This window comes from Arthrobacter sp. CJL-S3 (assembly GCF_056711635.1).
Window position 1 is genome coordinate 3,151,642 of sequence record NZ_CM160046.1, and the last position, 14,070, is coordinate 3,165,711.

Sequence of the window (14,070 nt, forward strand, 5' to 3'; positions counted from 1 at the left end):
AATCTTAGCCCCAGTGCGGAGGCTTCTGTTCCTCAAGCCAGGAGTCGTGGTCGTAGCCGCCCGGCTCGTCGCCCCAGCGCCGCGGATCATCTTCAGCGGCCTTGTTCGGCAGCACACCGGCCGCGGCTGCCGCCGGTGCGGGCTGGTGCGCGGCGCTGTCCCGGCTGTCGTCCCGGGCTTCACCGCTGGTCTGGCTGCGGTCGTCCTGGCCATCGCGGTCGTTCCGGGTATCGCCGTGGTTCCGGGTATCGCCGTGGTTCTGGGTATCGCCGTCCGCAGTCATGCCGCCGGCCTCCTTGCTGCCCTGATCTGTTCTGTCCTGATGCGCGCTGTCCGGCGCTCCGGCCGGGGCCCGCCGCTCCGAGGCCTGCGCTTCGCTGACGGCAAGGTTCTCGAAGTCGTCGTCGAAGAATCCCGGCGCGGCCTGTTTCCGGTGCGTCACCGCCGGCTTTTCCAGGCCGAGATATCCGCCGATGCGGTCGGCGCAGGCCGACGGATCGGTGAAGACCTCTATGGTCCATAGTGGCATGTAGCGCCAGCCGAGTCGTTCCAAAAGCTGCGGACGGAGCCTGTTGCGTTCGCGGACCGTCAGCCGCCGGTACTGCTCGGTGCCGTCGGACTCAATCGCCACGGGCCGGGGAATCTCGGCGTCGTCCTGTCCGAGCGTGCTCAACGGGTCGGCCGCGGCCACCATGTTCAGGGCACCGTCGTACTGGTGCCAGACCCGGGCACCCCGGGCCCGGAGCCGGTCGCCGAGATCCGCAACGAGGGGGTCAGCCCCCAGGGCCTGTTCGCTGGCGGCGGCCCGCGATGCCGGGCTGCCAAGATCGGAGTTGCCCGCGATTTCACGGTCCAGCAGTTCGTAGAAGTCGACCGCGCCGTGGTTCAGCCGGGTCACGTCGAGGTCCTCGGGGCGGAAGCAGCTCAGCACGTGCAGCGAACGCCGCGCCCGTGTCATGGCGAGGGCGAACTTGGCCCGCCCTCCGGCCAGGGACAGCGGTCCCAGGCTGTGCAGAGCCCGCCCGTGCGGAGTGCGTCCGTACCCCGGGGAGAAGATCACATGGTCCCGGACCAGGCCTTGGGCGCGTTCCAGGTCCACCACGCGGAAGGATTCGTCGCCGGCGGTGAAGAAACTGGCCAGCATCGGGTAATTGGGCAGCTGCAGCCGGATGGACTCGCCGATCCGGGCTGCATGCCGGAGGCTGCCGGTGACGACAGCCAGCGACGTCCGCGGCCGCAGCCGGGCGTGTTCGAAGACCAGCTCCACCGCACGGTTGACCTCTGCCACGACGGATTCGACACCGTCCTGGTCGGCGCTGGGCAGTCCCGTGCCGTCCGGCAGGTATTCCACCGTCAGGGCGCGGTCCAGCCCGGTCGCGGACTGGCCTTCCGGCAGCCGGCGAAGTCCGCCGTCGTAGAAGCCCTTGCTCAGCTGCCGGACGAGGTCTTCATCCACGGCGCGGTAGACGGTGTGCAGGCTCCAGGTGGGCAACACGGTCGACAGAGCCTGGTAGGCGCTCTCCACGCCCTGGTGGGAGCTCTCGCCGGCGGCAAGCCGCTCCACGCCCACGGTGAAGGTCCGCGGGCTGGCGATCCGGTCGTCACCGAAGGCGATGACCTGTTTCGAGCGGGCGATGGCCGGCAGGACAGCCTGCAGCGACGTCGCCTCGGCATCGAGGATGACAACCGCGTCGAACCTCTGCTCCACAGGCAGGACCGCCGTCAGGAGATACGGGCTCACCGACCACACCGGCACCAGCATGGGCAGCAGTTCCGCGGCCTGCCCGGTCAGCGCCGGAAGCGTTACCCGGCCGTCCTTGAGCAGGCTGCGCAGCAGCTCCGCCTGGCGCGGGTGCTCCGCGATGGCTGCCCGCCACCGTTGGGCCAGCTGCCAGCGCAGCCGGGCCGCGCCGCTGGCGATGTGGGCGTTGTCGGCGAGGCGGTATTCGGCTTCGAGCTGGCGCAGGGCGTCGCCGTCGGACATGGCGAGGTAATCGTCGCCGCTGATCATGGCTTCCAGCGCCGACTGCCACCAAGCGAGCTCAAGCTCCGTGGCGACCGACTCGGCGGGCACCTCACGCTCGGCAAGGTCGGCGAGCAGCTCGCCGAGCCCATGCTCGCGCATGTTTTCGACCAGCAGCGTCCGCTCCGGCAACGTCTCGAGCGTCCCGGTGTCGGCAACCAGCCGTTCCAGCCGCTCCATCAATTCTTCATAGGGCGTGGTGTGCAACTCGCCGCCCGCGGCGGTGTGCCGGACGGCCTGGCCGAGCTCGGCCAGCTCCGCTTCCAGCTCGCGGTACAGGGCGATGATCTCGCCGAGGCCGGACGGGACTGCCGGGTGGCGCTGCGTCGTGGCGTAGCCGGACCATGCGGCCCGCTGCTCCTGGACGAGGACCAGGGAGCTGTGCAGATCGGCGATGTGGACACCCGGGCGGACATATTCCTTGGCCACCCGGCGCAGGCGGGAACGCTGCATGGACGGCATCTCGATGTTCCGTTCGCGCCGCCAGGAGGAGGCCGCGGTGGCGGAGATGAGGTCATGGACCGGGCGGTCGAAGATGTCGGCGGTGAATTTGTCGAGGCTTTCGCGGACCGCGACGAGCAGCTCAACCTGGTCGCCCCATTCGGCGAAGGTGCGGCCGAGGCGGATTTCGGCGTGGTCGGCGACGCCGTTCATCAGTTCGCGCAGCTGCGGCAGCTTGCCGGCCACCGTGCGGGCCACCTGCTGGGCTTCCTGGGTTTCCTTGCGGGTCAGGAGGCGGGCGCCGTGCCAGGGGCTTGCCGTCGAGGACCGGCTGAAGCTGCCCAGTTCGGCGGCGCGGTGGAGCCGCCCGGCGAGTTCCTCGCGGTCGCGGATGTTGTCCAGCACGCTGCGCTTGAGCCGGACCGTGGTCGCCGGTGCAGGCTGGAGCGACGTCAGCTCGGCCAGCGACTGCATGGCTTCGTAGGGCGAGCAGCCCCAGCGCTGGCGGACATTGTGCAGCGACGCGACGTGGTCCCGAAGGGCGTGGCGGTGCTCGATCAGGGTGGTGTGCAGGTTGCTGAGCTGCGGCTCCAGGGATTTTTCGTTGCGCATGATGGCGCGGACCAGCTGGCCCTTGAGCTGCAGCGGGGTGGTGTTGCCGGCGAGCTGGAACAGGGTGGAGTCCAGCCCAAAGGTGTCCAGCTCTGCGGAGATCTCGCCGAGGCTGGCCCGGCGGTCCCCCACCACGAGGACGGTCTTGCCCTGGTCGACGAGGGCGCCGATGGTGTTGATGGCTGTCTGGGTCTGGCCGGTGCCCGGCGGGCTGCTGACCACGAGCGAGTCACCGGCGCGGACGGCGTCGACGACGTACTGCTGGTCCGCGTCGGCGTCCAGCAGCAGCAGCTCATCGGCGGGATCGCGCTCGTCGGTGCTCGGGAAGCGCCCGGCTTTGAGCTCGGGAACCTCCACGGTCCCGCCGGCTGCGGCGCGCCCCAGCGCCCCGACGAGGGGGTGGTTCTCGTTGATCCACGGATCCTCGAGACTCCCGGACAGGTCCGCAAACGTGGAGACCAGGAGGTTGTGCTCGACCTCGGCGCCGTGGATGGGCTGGATGAGGGTGCCCAGGCGGTCGAGGACCGGCTGGGGATCAAACCGGGCGGTGCTGTACGCCATGCGGGTGACGGCGTTGATGTCGAAGACGATCCCGTGGATGGTTTTCAGGTGCCGGATCAGGGCAGGGTTGATCCTGGCCTGTTCGGTGAGCTGCAGTTCGTAGTCGTCCTCGCCGGGGCGCACGGTGAGGGAGATGGCGGCGAGCATGACCGGGGCAGACACACGCTGGGGTTTGCCGCCGACGGCGGAGGTCCAGACCACCGTGCCGGCCGAAAAGTAGCCCGCGTCGATGCCGCGGTCATTGGCGAGTTCGAAGATCTTGGACCGCAGGTTGCGCGAGGCCCTCGCGGCGACGACGTACTGCTGGTGGTCGCGGATCAGGGTGGAGAGCCGGGTGCGGCGGCCTGCCATCAACTGCGCCAGTCCGGACGGATGCGCGTGGGTCAGGTCGATGGAGCCCTCAGGCGTTTTGGTGAAGCGCAGCATGGTGTCTGCTCCGGTGACGGGTTTGAGCCCGGACAGCCATTTCCTGAGCTCCTCGGAGCCCTCGGGGTGGCCTTGACCAACTGACACTGCTGCCTTCTTTTCTGTGCTCGCGTTTACTGTGCTCACGTTTTCCGTGCTCGCGCGGGACGTCCTGAACAATACCGGCATGCATTCGAGGGTAGCCCGAATCCGGCCCCGGTGAGGCTCCGCAACACTGGCGGAACATAAATTCGACCGAATTCACCTGATCGCCGGCCTGCGCCAAATGCTGCCGCCGGAGTCCCGGCCGGGCGGCCCCGGACGGACCGAAAATGGCCGGCCTCCCCAGGAGACCGGCCATCCGACTAACCCGTTACCGGGCTACTCCCACTCAATGGTTCCCGGCGGCTTGCTGGTCACGTCGAGCACGACGCGGTTCACGCCGTCCACTTCGTTGGTAATGCGGTTGGAGATCCTGGCCAGCAGGTCGTAGGGCAGCCGGGACCAGTCCGCCGTCATGGCGTCTTCGGAGGAGACCGGGCGCAACACGATCGGATGGCCGTAGGTGCGGCCATCGCCCTGGACGCCGACGCTACGGACATCGGCCAGCAAGACGACGGGCATCTGCCAGACCTCGTTGTCGAGTCCGGCGGCGGTCAGTTCGGCCCGCGCGATGGCGTCCGCTTTCCGCAGCAGGTCCAGCCGCTCCTTGGTGACTTCACCGACGATCCTGATGCCGAGGCCCGGTCCGGGGAACGGCTGGCGTCCCACGATTTCCTGCGGCAGGCCCAGCTGGGCGCCGACGGCGCGGACCTCGTCCTTGAACAGGGCGCGCAGCGGTTCGACGAGTTCGAACTGCAGGTCCTCCGGCAGTCCGCCCACGTTGTGGTGGCTCTTGATGTTCGCCGCGCCTTCGCCGCCGCCGGATTCGACGACGTCGGGGTACAGCGTGCCCTGCACGAGGAACTTGATCTTTTCGCCGTGCGCGGCTGCCTCGGCGATGATCGCCAGCTCGGCTTCCTCGAAGGCGCGGATGAATTCGCGGCCGATGATCTTGCGCTTGGTCTCAGGGTCGCTGACGCCGGCCAGGGCGGCCTGGAAACGCTCCTGCTCATTGGCGACGTAGAGCTTGACGCCGGTGGCGGCCACGAAGTCGCGTTCGACCTGTTCGGCTTCGCCTTCGCGCAGCAGTCCGTGGTCCACGAACACACAGGTCAGCTGCTCGCCGACGGCGCGCTGGACCAGGGCGGCGGCGACGGCGGAGTCAACGCCGCCGGAGAGGCCGCAGATGACCCGGGCGTCGCCGATCTGGTCGCGGATCCGGTCGACCTGCTCCTCGAGGATGTTGCCGGCGGTCCAGTTCGGTTCCAGCCCGGCGCCCTTGAACAGGAAGTTCTCCAGCACCTGCTGGCCGTAGGCGGAGTGCTTCACCTCGGGGTGCCACTGCACGCCGTAGAGGCGCTTCTCCTCGTTGGCGAAGGCGGCGACTTCGGCTCCGGCCGTCGTTGCGAGGACCTCAAAGCCCTCGGGGGCCTCGTGCACCGAATCGCCGTGGCTCATCCAGGTGCTCTGGTGCTGGGGCATGCCGTTCAGGATGGAGCGGCCGTCGCCGATGGTGGTGGTCTCGGTGGCGCCGTACTCGCGGAGCCCGGTCTGGGCCACTTTGCCGCCGAGGGCGTTGGCCATGGCCTGGAAGCCGTAGCAGATGCCGAAGACCGGGACGCCGGCTTCGAACAGCTCCGCGCCGACGCCGGGAGCACCTTCGGCGTAGACGCTCGCGGGGCCGCCGGAGAGGATGATGGCGGCGGGGTTCTTGGCCAGGAGCTGCTCGGTGCTGTAGGTATGCGGAACCACTTCCGAATACACGTTCGCTTCCCGGACGCGGCGGGCGATCAGCTGCGCGTACTGGGCACCGTAGTCAACAACCAGCACGGGCTTGTGGGACGTCTGGGATGCAAAGGGAGTAGTCACCGTACTAGCCTACTTTGCGGCGCCGTCCGCCCGCACATTGAGAAGCCCGCCCGGGCCCGGGAACGGCCGCCGGGTAAGCGAACTCACACGGGCCCGGCGCCGTGCGCTCAGTAGCGCTGCGGCGCCTGCGGGTTCGCGGCCAGTTCCGCCTCCACCTCGGCGTGGACCCGCTTCTCCACGAAGAAGGACAGGAACGGCACGACGCCGCCGAGCGCCAGGAGGATCATCTTCGCGAACGGCCAGCGCATCAGCGACCACAGGCGGAAGTTGGACATGAGGTACACGACGTACATCCAGCCGTGCACGATCAGGACCGCGACGGAGAGGTTCACGCCGCCGACGACGCCGGGGGGCTCGGCGTCGGCGAAGCCGAAGCCGAAGGGCTCACCGGTGACGGCGTTGGTGCCGCCGAGGAAGAGGTACTGGCCAAAGGCGTACCGGGCGATCAGTTCGGCGCAGAGCAGGAGCAGCATGGTGCCGGTCATGTACGCGAGCACCTTGTAGAACTTCAGCGCCGACCGGATCTGCGCCTCGGTTCCGCCAAAGCGGCGCTTCTTGCCGCGTCCGCTTCCCGGGGCGTTGGACTGCTGCGGCTGGACGGCCGGCTGGGGCTCGATCATGATTGCACTTTCGTTTCGGTGGGGTGCGGTTCGGTGCGGTCCGGTTCGGTGCGGTCCGGTTGGTTGGATTCCGGTTCGGGGCGCTGGTGCGCCGCGTCGTGTTCCTCGTCGAGGGCGTCCTCGAGTCCGCGGCGGTAGTCATCCTTGACCAGGCGCCACCAGATGAACAGCGCGAAGCCGGCGAACACGACCCACTCCGCGGCGTAGAACAGGTTGAGCCAGTTGACCTTTTCGGCCGGAGGCTGCGGTCCGATATTCAGCGGCTTGACCTCGCCGCCGGACGCGGCGGCGCTGACGTCGCTGCCGCCGGCGGCTTCGGAGCTCGCGGCGACGAAGCCGGGGTAGCTGCTGACTTCCCAGATGTTGATGAGCTCCGCGACGGAGACGGCGCTGGCCCGGCCGGGGCCGGCGTCGGTCCCGGTCAGCGGGGCTTCGGAGGGCAGCAGCCGTCCGGTCAGTTCAATGGTGCCCGACGGCGGGGCGGGTACGTCCGCGGGGTCGGCGACCCAGCCGCGGGCCACCGGGATCCAGGTCTGCGGCGAAGCGCCGGCTCCGGTCAGGACGGGAGCGCCGTCCACGGCCAGGGCCGAAACGATCCAGTAGCCCGTGGCGCCGTCGTTCAGCCGGCCCGGGACGAGGACCTGCTTCTGCGGGTCGTAGCTGCCGGTGGCCGTGACGACCTGGTCAGCGACCGATCCGGGAAAGAAATCACCGGGCTGGAGCACCGTGGTGAGGGACTTCGGTTCCTCGGTCGTGGCCGAGACCGTCACCTCAGGCGTGGTCGAGCGGCCGAACTGCCACTGGCTGAGCAGCACAAACACCCCTGACACGACGATCGCGAACACGAGTCCGGCGATCCAGCGGGGTTTGAGGGCAGTTTTCAGCACACCTTAACCGTACTTCGTCGGTGTGTAGAACAACGAAACGGGGACAATTTCAGTGGTCGAAGAAGACCAGGCTGGAGTTGATGAGTTCCGCGATCACTTCGGGGTCGTAGGCCCGGCGGAGCGATTCGCGGAAGGACTCCTTCGACAAGGACCTCGCCAGCGTGGCCAGCACCTCAAGATGCTCGGAGAAGGAGCTGGCCGGGGTCGCGATCAGGAGGACCACGGTCGCCGGCCCGTCGGCGGCGCCGAAGTCGAGCGCCCGGCCGTACTTGGTAATGCCGACCGCGATCGTGGTCCGGGAGACGAACTCGCTGCGGGCGTGGGGCAGGCCGATGCCGCCGGGAAGACCGGTGGCCAGCTGGTGTTCCCGGGCGTTGACGTGCTTGAGGAAACCCGGAAGATCTGAAATGCGTCCGGCGGCGTGCATCCGCTCCGCCAGCTGGGCCGTGGCGTCGAGCTTGTCGGTGGCGTCCATCTCGAGGATCACCATTTCCGGGGTGGTGAGCTCGGCGTCATACCGGTCCAGTGGTTCCGCCAAGAGGTATCCCTTCGAAGTGGCGTCAATGCGCCGGCAGTCTCGGGTTGAGGCTGCCGGCGGACGCTGCCGGTCAGCGCAACGGAACGATGTCCTCGACGCCCATGCGCGCGGCGTCAGCGGATTCGTCGTCCGGCTGCTCCTGGCTGAGCCGTTCGGCGTCGACCCTGGCCAGGTAGTGCTTGATCTCGCCCTCGCGCTGCGCATCGCTCCAGCCGAGGACCTCTCCCATCAGTTTAGCGACTACCGGTGCGGCGGACACACCGCGGTCCCAGGCCTCGATGGAAATCCGGGTCCGGCGGGTCAGCACGTCCTGCACATGCCGGGCACCCTCATGGGTGGCGGCGTACACGGCCTCGGCGGCGAGGTAGTCGTCCGCGCCGGGCAGCGGTTCGCCAAGTTCCGGGTTCTCCGTGATGAGCGCCAGCACCTCCCGTGCCATCGAACCGTAGCGGTTGAGCAGGTGCTCGATCCGCGCCACGTGCACTCCGGTTTCCTCCGCCATCCGGTTCCGTTTGTTCCAGGCGGCCTTGAATCCGGTGGCGCCCAGCAGCGGGATGGACTCCGTGCAGCTGGGCGGGACACGTTCGTCCATGCTGCGGGTGGCCTCGTCGACGGCGTCCTTGGCCATGACCCGGTAGGTGGTCCATTTGCCGCCGGCCACGACGACGAGCCCGGGCACCGGGTGGGCCACGACGTGCTCGCGGGACAGTTTGGCGGTGGAGTCGTTTTCGCCGGCCAGCAGCGGGCGGAGCCCGGCGTAGACCCCTTCCACGTCCTCGCGGGTCAGCGGGCGTTTCAGGACCCGGTTCACATGCTCGAGGATGTAGTCGATGTCCTTGCTGGACGCGGCCGGGTGGGCTTTGTCGAGGTGCCAGTCGGTGTCGGTGGTGCCGATGATCCAGTGCCGGCCCCAGGGGATGACGAACAGCACGGACTTCTCGGTCCGCAGGATCAGCCCCACGGTCGACTGGAAGCGGTCCCGCGGCACCACCAGGTGGATGCCCTTGGAGGCGCGGACCTTGAGCTGGCCGCGGTCGGTCACCATGGCCTGGGTCTCGTCGGTCCAGACACCCGTGGCATTGATGACCTGCTTGGCCTTGATGTTGAACGAGGACCCGTCCTCGTGGTTGACCACCTTCGCGCCGACCACGCGTTCGCCTTCGCGGAGAAAGGACACCACGGACATCTGGTTCACCGCGTGGGCACCATAGTAGGCCGCGGTGCGGACCAGGTTGGCGCAGTATTTGGCGTCGTCGACCTGGCCGTCGTAGTACCGGATCGAGCCGACGAACGCATCGTCCTTCAGGCTCGGCGCTGCCCGCAGGGTCCCCCGGCGGCTCAGGTGCTTGTGGAACGGCACGCCGCGGCGCTGGCCGGTGGAGATGGACATGGCGTCGTACAAGGCGATGCCGGCGCCCACATAGGGCCGTTCAAGGAACGGCTTGGTCAGCGGGTACAGGAAGGGAACAGGCCGGGCCAGGTGCGGGGCGAGCGCGGAAAGAATCAGTCCGCGTTCGTGCAGCGCCTCCTTGACCAGGGCGAAATCGAGCATCTCCAGGTAGCGCAGGCCGCCGTGAATCAGCTTGGAGGAGCGGGAGGAGGTGCCCGCGGCCCAGTCGTTGGCCTCGACGATGCCGACGCTCAGGCCGCGCGTGACGGCGTCCAGGGCCGCGCCGGTGCCGACGATACCGCCGCCGACGATCAGGATGTCGAGTTCCTTCCCCGGTTCGGTGGTGCCCCTGAGTACCGCAAGTGAAGCTTCGCGTTCCGCAGGCCCAAGGGCACCGCCGGCCTTGGGAGAACCGCCGGGAAAACTGTTCATGTCACGCCTCCATCCGTCTCAAAGCTCGTAGTGCACCCACACTACTTCCAACTTCCCCGGATGGGCAGGGGCTGTCAGTTGCCGGCGTAGGGCGAGACGACGACGTCGACGCGCTGGAATTCCTTCAGGTCCGAGTAGCCGGTGGTTGCCATGGACCGGCGCAGCGCTCCGATCAGGTTGGACGTTCCGGACGTGTGGTGGCCCGGCCCGAAGAGGACCTCCTCGAGCGGCCCGACGGTGCCGACGTTGACCCTGTCGCCGCGGGGAAGCTCGAGGTGGTGCGCTTCCTGGCCCCAGTGCCAGCCCTTGCCCGGGGCTTCCTCGGCGCGGGCGAGGGCACTGCCGAGCATCACGGCGTCGGCGCCCATGGCGATCGCCTTGACGATGTCGCCGGAGGATCCCATGCCGCCGTCGGCGATCACGTGGACGTAGCGGCCGCCGGACTCGTCCATGTAGTCGCGGCGGGCCGCGGCGACGTCGGAGATGGCGGAGGCCATCGGCGAGTGGATGCCGAGGGCCCGGCGGGTGGTGCTCGTGGCGCCGCCGCCGAAGCCGACCAGCACGCCGGCGGCCCCGGTGCGCATGAGGTGCAGGGCCGGGGTGTACCCGGCGGCCCCGCCGACGATGACCGGGACGTCGAGTTCGTAGATGAACTGCTTCAGGTTCAGCGGTTCGTGGGCCTTCGAGACATGCTCGGCCGAGACGGTGGTGCCGCGGATGACGAAGATGTCGACGCCCGCGGCCACCACGGTCTTGTAGTGTTCCTGGGTCCGCTGCGGGGTGAGCGAGCCGGCGACGGTGACGCCGGCGGCGCGGATCTCCGCGAGCCGGGTGGTGATCAGCTCCGGCTGGATCGGGGCCTGGTAGAGCTCCTGCATGCGCCGGGTGACGGCGGGGCTGTTGGTCTCGTCCTCGAGCGCACCGATCTGGTCGAGGACGGCCTGCGGGTCCTCGTACCGGGTCCAGAGGCCCTCGAGGTCCAGGACGCCGAGTCCGCCGAGCCGGCCCAGGGCGATGACGGTTTCCGGGGACATGGCCGAATCCATTGGAGCGGCGATCACCGGCATGTCGAACTTGTAGGCGTCGATCTGCCAGGCGACGGACACTTCCTTGGGGTCACGCGTACGTCGGTTGGGGACGATCGCAATGTCATCCAGGGAGTAGGCACGACGCCCACGCTTGCCACGGCCAATCTCAATCTCGTAAGTCACTGCTCTAGGTTATCCCAGTGAACGCGCGCGGAGCCGATGCCCCGCGCCGCGGCGGCCCGCGTGGGCTGTGCGGCGCCGGTACGCTGGCGGCATGGGTACACGCTGGGTCTTCGATGGCCACATCGCCGGAATCGGGACGGACTCCGGTCTGCGCGCGGTCGTGGGACTCTGGCAGCGGTCCCCCTTCGGTCCCTTCGCCGACGCCATGGTGGAGCTGCCCTCCGGCCACCGGATCCTGCTCGCCCCGAGCGCGGAGGTCGCCGACTTCATCGCCGCGGTCTACAACTTCGACGAGACCCGGGTGCTGGACGTCGCGGCGTCGCACGGCGCCCGCGGGCTCCGGGTGGACGCCGGACCGCTCCGGATCCGTGCCGCCGTGGGCGCCCGGACCCGGCTGGGCACGGTCGCGCGGCTGGTCCCCCGGCCGCTGGCCGTGCATCCGCACTGGCTGCGCGCCGTCAGCCCGCTCGCGGCCCGGCTCAGCGCCGGCGTCCGGACCGCGGGCGCCGCGAAGGGCGGGCGGCGGGAGTACTACGGCGTGACCGACCTGCACCGCATTGACTCGGCCAGCGTCGGCTGGGACGGCGGGGACGCGGGCGGACTGTCGGCCATCCAGCCCGCCGTCACCTTCGGATTCAGCAGCGTCCCCCCGGAGCCCAGCCTGGCGCGGGTCCGCACCACCGTGCTGCAGCCGGCCGGCGATGGGAAGAAGTCCCCATCGCAGCGACGACGGGGATGAACTAGTTTGGGTTCAGAGTCCGGCCGTACCCTGTGCCGGAAAAACGTTGGGGGAATCAATGGCGCCGGGCTTTTTCGGAGCGGACATCACGCAGCTCCGCACCCTGTCGAAATCGCTGGGACAATCCGGGACCCGGCTCACCTCGGTTGAATCCACTGTCAATTCCCTCGTGCAGTCAGCCGCGTGGAAGGGATCGGACGGCGACAGGTTCCGCAGCGAATGGAGCTCCTCCCTGCGGCCCATGCTCAACCGCGCCGCCGCCACGCTGCAGAACCAGTCGCAGGTTCTGCTGACCCAGGCCAACGAGCAGGAACGGGCCAGCCTGCCCGCGGGAGCGTCCGCAGCGCCCGGGCAGCCCCCCGGACAGACCCCGGCCTCCCCCGGCCCGGAGACCCCGCACCGGAACTGGGGAGACGCCTTCACCGACCCGAACTACGAACATGCGCCCTCCGGCCTGGAGTGGCTGCTGGAGAAGCTCGGGGCCGACGACGGCAACGGTCCGGCGGCGATCGCCAGCGGCCTGCAGTTCGTCGCGGACAAGTTCAGCTGGAACCTGGATCTGGCGAAGGTCGAGGCGGGAACCAGCAAGTTCTTCGATGCCATGAAAGGCGTCGGCAAAGGCCTCGTGGGGCTGGGGATCGTCCTCGGCGGACTCGACATCGCCTCCGGCATTGAAAACCGTGATCCGTTCCGGGTGGCGGACGGCGCGGTGGGCGGCGGCCTTGCCGTAGCCGCCGCCGTCGCCGCGGCCACGGGCGTGGGCCTGCCCGTGGCCGCTGCCATCGGCGGCGCCGGCCTGCTGTGGGGTCTGGCCTCCATGGCGTCCGGGGACGTCCCGGTCACCAAGCGGATCTGGGACTTCGGTGCGGGCGTCGTCGGCGGCGTCAAGGATCTGGCGACCGGAGCGGCCGGCGGCATTAAGGACCTGGCAACCGGAGCGGCCAGCGGCGTCAAGGATCTGGCGGACGGCGCCAAGGACGCCGTCGGGTGGGTCGGCGGTAGGCTCGGATTCGGCTAAACGACAGCGGCGGCCCGGCCAGCGCCACGGACACAGCACCAGCGGACAACACAAGGACCAGATGACTGAACAGATTTTGCCCGACACGGCCTACCGGGTCACCAGCCACGAGATCCTCGCCCTCCTCGCCTTCGCGCCGGGACCGGGGACGGCACTGACCCGCCGGGTGCTCGCACTCGCTGACCTCCCGGATGACCACGACCTGGTCCGGGCCGGCCTCGGCACGTTGAACGTCCGGGACACCATCTCCATTGAGGGCGAGCAGGTGGGCCTGAAGGGGCCGGCCACCTGGCTGAGGTCTTCAGCACTTCGACCCTGTGGTTCGATATCACCAGGGTCGGCCCGGACGCGGTCGCACCGGCCTACATCGTCGAATCACCGGCCGGCCGGGTGGCGATGTTCCTGCGCCCCCTGAGCGAGTATGTGTGCCTGCCCCTGAATGAGGACGCCGCCACCTTGGACATGGTGGAAGCGACCGTCAATGACGCCGTCGCCGCCGCGCGGCAGCCCGGCGGAGGCATCGTCACCTCCCGGCGCTACGACGGAGCCGCTGAACCGTCCGTGGCGAACATCAAGGTCCTCGACGACGGCTCACTCAAGCTGGCGGCGGCCCCGCTCGACCCGGCCGGCCAGCTGACGGTCAGGGACCTGTTGGAAGCGGAACAGCCCGGCTCCGCGGTCCGCGCCGTGCTCTCGGTGCCGGCGTGACCGGCCCTGCGGCCGGAGTGGTACCGCGCGAAGAGGCGTTCGGCTTCGCCCAGCGCCGGTCCCTGGTGTTCTCCGCCTGGTGGTACCCCGCCGTGCTGGCCGTCTCCGGGGCCGTTTACGCCGGACTCGCCCTCGCGCTGCGGCAGAGCGCGGAAACGGGAGTGGTCATGGCAATCCTGGGAGTGGCCGGCTCAGCCCTGGGCTGGGCCTTCACGGCCTGGCCGCGGTTCACCCGCAAGCCGCCCGGGCCCGCTGCGGATATCCCGCGGGTCGAACAGGGTATCCGGATCACTCCCGGAATGATCCGGACCATCCTGATTGCCAGCGCGCTGGGTGTTGGCGCCCTGGTGCTGTTCACGCCTAACGGAGGCTCACTGGAATCCCTGCCGCTGCTGGGCATGCTGGTGGTCTGGCCGCTGGGCCTGGCCGCGGGCCTTGCCTATACCCGCCGGCTCATGATGAACAGCGCCGGGATCTACGCGAAGTGGCTGGAACGCCGCTAAAAAGCGCCGGG

12 protein-coding genes are annotated in these 14,070 nt (G+C 69.1%); 5 read left to right on the plus strand and 7 right to left on the minus strand.

Features of this window, described 5'->3' with window-relative positions; translation table 11 throughout:
* Nucleotides 1–4 precede the first annotated feature (4 nt).
* The 7 genes from AC06G6_RS14320 to AC06G6_RS14350 form a co-directional block, all read right to left on the minus strand.
* Nucleotides 5–4,150 (minus strand): AAA family ATPase, encoded by a 4,146-nt coding sequence (locus AC06G6_RS14320; protein WP_479823102.1) that lies wholly within the window; start codon nucleotides 4,148–4,150, stop codon nucleotides 5–7.
* A gap of 273 nt (nucleotides 4,151–4,423) precedes the next feature.
* On the minus strand, nucleotides 4,424–6,013 hold the full coding sequence (guaA, locus tag AC06G6_RS14325; protein ID WP_479823104.1) for a glutamine-hydrolyzing GMP synthase: 1,590 nt from the start codon (nucleotides 6,011–6,013) through the stop codon (nucleotides 4,424–4,426).
* Nucleotides 6,014–6,120: 107 nt separating this feature from the next.
* A complete protein-coding gene (locus AC06G6_RS14330) occupies nucleotides 6,121–6,633 on the minus strand; it encodes a DUF3817 domain-containing protein (protein ID WP_307460355.1) in 513 nt (170 codons plus the stop codon).
* Complete coding sequence (locus AC06G6_RS14335; RefSeq protein WP_479823106.1) at nucleotides 6,630–7,520, minus strand: SURF1 family protein; 891 nt, start codon at nucleotides 7,518–7,520, stop codon at nucleotides 6,630–6,632. The genes AC06G6_RS14330 and AC06G6_RS14335 overlap by 4 nt, the downstream gene beginning before the upstream one ends.
* Before the next feature lie 49 nt (nucleotides 7,521–7,569).
* Nucleotides 7,570–8,058 carry a PTS sugar transporter subunit IIA gene (locus AC06G6_RS14340; RefSeq protein ID WP_024367433.1) on the minus strand — a complete coding sequence of 163 codons (489 nt, stop codon included), beginning with the start codon at nucleotides 8,056–8,058 and terminating at the stop codon, nucleotides 7,570–7,572.
* 70 nt (nucleotides 8,059–8,128) lie between these two features.
* The gene (locus AC06G6_RS14345) at nucleotides 8,129–9,880 is read right to left on the minus strand and encodes a glycerol-3-phosphate dehydrogenase/oxidase (protein WP_479823108.1); all 1,752 of its coding nucleotides are present in this window, start codon (nucleotides 9,878–9,880) and stop codon (nucleotides 8,129–8,131) included.
* Nucleotides 9,881–9,954: 74 nt separating this feature from the next.
* On the minus strand, nucleotides 9,955–11,091 hold the full coding sequence (locus AC06G6_RS14350; RefSeq protein WP_307460367.1) for a GuaB3 family IMP dehydrogenase-related protein: 1,137 nt from the start codon (nucleotides 11,089–11,091) through the stop codon (nucleotides 9,955–9,957).
* 91 nt (nucleotides 11,092–11,182) lie between these two features.
* Between AC06G6_RS14350 and AC06G6_RS14355 the strand changes: the two genes are divergently transcribed.
* The 5 genes from AC06G6_RS14355 (at nucleotide 11,183) to AC06G6_RS14375 (ending at nucleotide 14,059) form a co-directional block, all read left to right on the plus strand.
* Nucleotides 11,183–11,830 carry a hypothetical protein gene (locus tag AC06G6_RS14355; RefSeq protein ID WP_479823111.1) on the plus strand — a complete coding sequence of 216 codons (648 nt, stop codon included), beginning with the start codon at nucleotides 11,183–11,185 and terminating at the stop codon, nucleotides 11,828–11,830.
* A gap of 58 nt (nucleotides 11,831–11,888) precedes the next feature.
* Entirely contained in the window at nucleotides 11,889–12,848 is a 960-nt protein-coding gene (locus AC06G6_RS14360; protein ID WP_479823113.1) for a WXG100 family type VII secretion target, read from the plus strand.
* Nucleotides 12,849–12,909: 61 nt separating this feature from the next.
* A complete protein-coding gene (locus tag AC06G6_RS14365) occupies nucleotides 12,910–13,263 on the plus strand; it encodes a hypothetical protein (protein ID WP_479823115.1) in 354 nt (117 codons plus the stop codon).
* Nucleotides 13,245–13,556, plus strand: a complete 312-nt coding sequence (locus tag AC06G6_RS14370) for a hypothetical protein (RefSeq protein WP_479823117.1) — start codon at nucleotides 13,245–13,247, stop codon at nucleotides 13,554–13,556. The genes AC06G6_RS14365 and AC06G6_RS14370 overlap by 19 nt, the downstream gene beginning before the upstream one ends.
* A complete protein-coding gene (locus AC06G6_RS14375) occupies nucleotides 13,553–14,059 on the plus strand; it encodes a hypothetical protein (protein ID WP_479823119.1) in 507 nt (168 codons plus the stop codon). The genes AC06G6_RS14370 and AC06G6_RS14375 overlap by 4 nt, the downstream gene beginning before the upstream one ends.
* Nucleotides 14,060–14,070 lie beyond the last annotated feature (11 nt).

Coding starts and splice junctions, on each gene's coding strand:
- AC06G6_RS14330 (WP_307460355.1), bottom strand. CDS start 6,633: ATGATCGAGCCCCAGCCGGCCGTCCAGCCGCAGCAGTCCAACGCCCCG.
- AC06G6_RS14345 (WP_479823108.1), bottom strand. CDS start 9,880: ATGAACAGTTTTCCCGGCGGTTCTCCCAAGGCCGGCGGTGCCCTTGGG.
- AC06G6_RS14355 (WP_479823111.1), top strand. CDS start 11,183: ATGGGTACACGCTGGGTCTTCGATGGCCACATCGCCGGAATCGGGACG.
- AC06G6_RS14360 (WP_479823113.1), top strand. CDS start 11,889: ATGGCGCCGGGCTTTTTCGGAGCGGACATCACGCAGCTCCGCACCCTG.
- AC06G6_RS14365 (WP_479823115.1), top strand. CDS start 12,910: ATGACTGAACAGATTTTGCCCGACACGGCCTACCGGGTCACCAGCCAC.
- AC06G6_RS14370 (WP_479823117.1), top strand. CDS start 13,245: ATGTTCCTGCGCCCCCTGAGCGAGTATGTGTGCCTGCCCCTGAATGAG.